At 71.0% G+C, this 4,163-nt stretch carries 5 protein-coding genes and 1 pseudogene; 1 reads left to right on the forward strand and 5 read right to left on the reverse strand.

Annotation, left to right across the window (positions count from 1 at the left end):
• Nucleotides 1–3: 3 nt before the first annotated feature.
• Complete coding sequence (locus AC08OO_RS13645; RefSeq protein ID WP_476618607.1) at nt 4–126, forward strand: transposase; 123 nt, start codon at nt 4–6, stop codon at nt 124–126.
• A gap of 29 nt (nt 127–155) precedes the next feature.
• Here the strand turns inward: AC08OO_RS13645 and AC08OO_RS13650 are convergent.
• From AC08OO_RS13650 to AC08OO_RS13670, 5 genes and pseudogenes are all read right to left on the reverse strand, one after another.
• A pseudogene (locus AC08OO_RS13650) lies at nt 156–297 on the reverse strand (DUF2786 domain-containing protein); the annotation flags it as partial.
• Nucleotides 294–1,385: a hypothetical protein gene (locus tag AC08OO_RS13655; RefSeq protein WP_476618608.1), complete on the reverse strand. Its 1,092-nt coding sequence runs from the start codon at nt 1,383–1,385 to the stop codon at nt 294–296. The gene AC08OO_RS13655 and the pseudogene AC08OO_RS13650, both read right to left, overlap by 4 nt.
• A 149-nt stretch (nt 1,386–1,534) precedes the next feature.
• Complete coding sequence (locus AC08OO_RS13660; RefSeq protein WP_476618586.1) at nt 1,535–1,780, reverse strand: hypothetical protein; 246 nt, start codon at nt 1,778–1,780, stop codon at nt 1,535–1,537.
• Nucleotides 1,781–2,053: 273 nt separating this feature from the next.
• Complete coding sequence (locus AC08OO_RS13665) at nt 2,054–2,914, reverse strand: hypothetical protein (RefSeq protein WP_476618587.1); 861 nt, start codon at nt 2,912–2,914, stop codon at nt 2,054–2,056.
• Entirely contained in the window at nt 2,911–3,894 is a 984-nt protein-coding gene (locus tag AC08OO_RS13670) for a hypothetical protein (RefSeq protein WP_476618588.1), read from the reverse strand. Before AC08OO_RS13670 ends, AC08OO_RS13665 begins: the two co-directional genes overlap by 4 nt.
• Between the last annotated feature and the right edge of the window lie 269 nt (nt 3,895–4,163).

Below are 4,163 nucleotides of genomic sequence, written 5' to 3' on the forward strand. Positions count from 1 at the left end.
GGGCTGACCCGGCACTACTGGCGGGCGAACCGGCTCTGGTCCGGGTCGTACTTCGCCGGGTCCGTCGGTGGCGCCCCGCTGGACGTGCTCCGCCGGTACATCGAGGAGCAGACCCGCCCGGTTTAGGGCACGCGACGTCGACTCGCGTGCCGCGAGCAGCACCTGGTCGATGCCGTACTGGGCGATCAGCTCGGCGGCCTTCGCGTTGTACGACTCGCGTGCTGCGTCGCCGAGGCCGTCAGCCTCGGCCATGGCGAGGAGCTTCCGGATGCGGTTGAGCATCTTCTCGTCGCTCATCGGCCTGCCCCGGCGCGGAGTTCGGTGGCACGCTGGGGGCATGGGCAGGGCGCTCGGCTGCCGTCCGGCTGGGGGACGCCCCGGCAGCCGGTGATGCTCCGGTGGTTAGTGACCTGGTGGCCGCACCGCCCGCAGGGAATCTCCCCGCCCTCGTCAGCAGACGCGAGCGCGGGCCGGCTGGTCCGGTTACGTTCCAGCAGCTCCAGGATCTCGTCGGCAGTGATGTCGTCGAGGTCGTCGGCCTCGACGCCGAATAGCTCGGGGCCGGTCACCAGGCATGGCGTGCCGTTGGTGCCGGCGGCGCAGCCGAGCACCATGCAGCCGTCGGGGCCGTGTGCGACGTCCGTGTGCCCGCAGAGGACGCACGTTCCGTCCGGGGCGGAGGGTCCCGCGGCCGGCGCCGCGGGGGGCATCTCCGCGACGTGCGCCCGGTCGGCCTCAAGCGCGGCCCGGAGCTGGTGGATTCCAACCCCGTTATGGGTGTCCCCGGCATCTATGAACGCATCCCATGCGGCGTCGACATCCTCGTCGGTGACCGTCTGGGTGGTCGGGGAGTGGATGAGGTCCAGGACGCTGATGCGCCTCTCATACGCGTCTGCTCGGGCGAGGAGGCGCCGGAGCTCCTCGCTTACCTTCTCGGTGTCCCCGGACGTCAGGGCGTCGGCGAGGCTGCGCGCCCCGGAGGAGAGCGATTCGGCGGTGAACCGGCATAGCTGCCCCGGTGTGTCCAGGGATGCGATGGCGAGGTGGGCGGCGTACAGGTCGTCTGCCCGGGGGACGTACGGGCAGGGTTTGATGGCCGTGAGCAGCCATCCCGGCCACTGGTGCAACGTCACCGCCTCGGGTGGTACGCCGAGCTCCGTGGCGAGTGCGAGCTGGGATATCCGGTCGGGTACGACCCCACGGTGCTCCCAGCGCCAGACCTTCTGCCGTTCGGCGGCCATGTTCGCCACCCCGAGGTCACGTGCGCGGCGGGCGACGATCAGCGCCAGATGCTGGTAGGACCAGCCGCGTTGGGCTCGGATCGTCCCGAGGGGGTGTTGTGGTCTGGGTCCGGCGCTGGGCTGCCGGGTAGGGGCACTGCGCATATGATCTCCTTGTAGCTGGTGAGGCCGCCCGCCCGTGATCTCTGTCCAGGGGATCGGGTGGGCGGCCTGTTGCGTGTGTGGCCCCACCCTAGCATGAAAAGTACTTTCTATGAATCATGCATCATGCGAGTTGGGTCGGGGCCTGCCGGTCAGGATGCTGCGGCCAGCTCCGCCGCCCGACACGTCGGGCACCGCACCACCGCCCCCGCCGGCAGCAGGTTCCCCCGGGGCGTCAGCGCCCCCGGAGGGGCAGGCTTCCACCCCCGGTCACACGCCGGAGCCTCCGGGAAATACGGGTCGGGGGCGAGATGGGAGCACCGGCAGCCCTTCGCCCCGCAGTGCCCCTCCGCCTCGAAGTCGACCCGGGCCCGCCGGGGTGCTGTCGCTGTCGCCATCTCAAACCCCCAATCCGTTCACTCTGCGAATCAACAATAGTACTTATTGGTGGGTATGGCTATGTGGTTTGGGTGGCTTCCAGTCGGTTGGACGGCGCGACATCCGGGAGACCTCAGCCCGGTCCTGCGCGATCTGGCCGGAGAGCCGGTCCCGCCACGCCGCGAAATCGCCGTCAGAGTCGAGCGGGTACACCCGGTCTCGTGGCGGCCGATGGTCGGCGGCGACCGCCCAGCGAATCAGATCCACCGCAGCCTCGGCCCCGTCGACGGCGGTCAAGACGCCTGCCCTTCGGCCATCCACGCTTCCAGGGCGCGCAGCGCGGCGGCGCGGCGGGCCTCGAAGTCTGCGGCCTCGGCGCTGTCGACATGGCAGGCGATCTCCAGCCGAGCCCGGCGCATGGCCTCGTCGAGGTCGGTATCGGCGCCGAAGTCCTGCATCTTGTGCCGGAGTGCGGCCTGCCCGAAGCGGCTGTCGAGGTGGGTGTTCCGCGGGAGCAGGAACCGGGCGTCGGCGCCGAGAGAGGCGAGGGCCTCGTCGAGGCGGGCGAGGCCGGCGACACGGCGGGAGCGGAGCTCGACGGCCCGCTCGAAGGTCTCGGCAGGGGGCGGCGTCGGCGGGTCCGGCACAGCCCCGGGCGGCGGGGCGGCGATCGCCCGGCGGGCGCCGGCGATCCCGCCTGGGGTGAGTGCGCGCTGCTCGAACTCGGTGACACGGGGGGCGTACGCCGCCCGCCAGTCGTAGGCGTTCATCGTGCACGCGGCTTCGACACCGACGATGTCGATCGTGGCCTGAACCGCGGGGTGCACCGTCGGCCGGGTCGACGGGTCAGGGAGTGGCGCGCCGTGGGGCCCGTACCAGGCCCGAAGTGCGAGGACCTGCGCGCGGGCGGTGGCGTGATCGGGCGGGAGGACCCCGGCGCGGGCCGCGGCGTACCGGCGGACATCGGCGGGCATGATCCACCGGGTTTCGGTGGCGTAGTGGGTGTGCACGGCGTCGTTGGCGATGCTGGTGGGGATCTCCTGCATCTGGATGGACCAGACGGCGAGCACGCCCTTCTGCCGGTCTTCGGAGCCGAAGCCCGGCGAGTAGACGTCGATGAGGCGGATGAGGTCGAGGAGATCGAGGTCGTTCACGCCGGCCACCCTTCGATGATCGTTTCGGCGGGGAACTGGAAGACGCCGGGCTGCTCGTGCGGGCCGGCGTCGGGCTGCGGGCCGGTGCTGTTCTTGGCTGCGAGGTCTGCGCGGAGCTGGTCGAAACCGGCTTGGCGGCGGGCCGCGGCGGAAGGCTGGCCGCTGCGCCGGCTGCCACGCTGCTCCTTGCGGATTTCCTCCCGGACCCACCGCCTCCATGTGCGGGCCCAGTCCAGCTTGGTGGCGTCCCGCCCCGTCTTCGAGCACCAGAAGTCCCGGAAGTCTTCGAGCGTGCGCCGCGCCTGCTCCGGGGTCATGCCCTCGTCGAGCGTCCACCGCTTCAGGTCGCGGTCGGGCTCCCAGCACTCGGGGAGACGGGTTCCCCTTCGGGTGCTGGCGGGCTTGCCCGCCGGCTTCGGAACGCCGCCCTTCGCCTCGTCGTCGCTGTGCGCGTCCACCCCCGTAGGGGGTGGCTGTACTTCTTCGTAACCGTCCTTCGTAACCGTCTTTCGTATAGCGCCCAAGGAGCCGACGTCCGGGTCCCCGACCGCCGGGTCCCCGACAGGCGGGTTTTTGGGCGCCGGGTCCGAAGGCGGGTTTTTGGGCGCCGGGGGTGTGGGGCCGCGCCGAGGCGGGGTGCGCTTCGACTTCGGCGGCGGGGCGGGGTCCTCCGGCCAGCCGCCGACCGGCTCGGCGCTGATCTCCGCGGTGGTCGACCACTGCCCGTTCTCCGGGTCCTGGGTCTTGGTCCGCACGAGGTATCCGGCGGCTTCCAGCTCCTTGAGCGCGGTCCGGACCGCTTCACGGCCTTCCGTGGTCCCCGCGGCGAGGGCTTCCGAGTCCGTGGACCAGTCATCCGGATACGACAGGATCCGGGCGAGCAGGCCACGGGCCCGGTCGCTAATGCGGGTGTCGCGGAGGAGGCGGTTATCGAGGGTGAGCCATCCAGCGTCGGGACGGCGACCACGTCTGATCTTCACCGAGCACCCCGCAGGGCGATACCAGCGTCACAGATCCGAGCATTCTCGCGCGCAGTGCGCAGCATTCGGGTTAAACTCTTTCATGGGTTGAGGTTCCGGCGGCTTCCTGCCGCCGGTTCGTTCTCCGAGCACTTGCCAAGGGGGCTCGGGAAGGCGCCTGGAACGCCCCGAGCGGTTGCCGCAGCCGGGGCGTTCTGCTTTACGTCGACTGTTTGGTCATGCGGCCACCGCCGGGCGGACGTCTCCGTCGTCGTCGAGGAGGACCCTGG

Source organism: Frankia sp. CeCAU1, from assembly GCF_977971845.1.

What these genes read in the sequence shown, in the direction of transcription:
- AC08OO_RS13655 (WP_476618608.1), bottom strand. Translation starts at nt 1,385, where the DNA reads ATGCGCAGTGCCCCTACCCGGCAGCCCAGCGCCGGACCCAGACCACAA.
- AC08OO_RS13660 (WP_476618586.1), bottom strand. Translation starts at nt 1,780, where the DNA reads ATGGCGACAGCGACAGCACCCCGGCGGGCCCGGGTCGACTTCGAGGCG.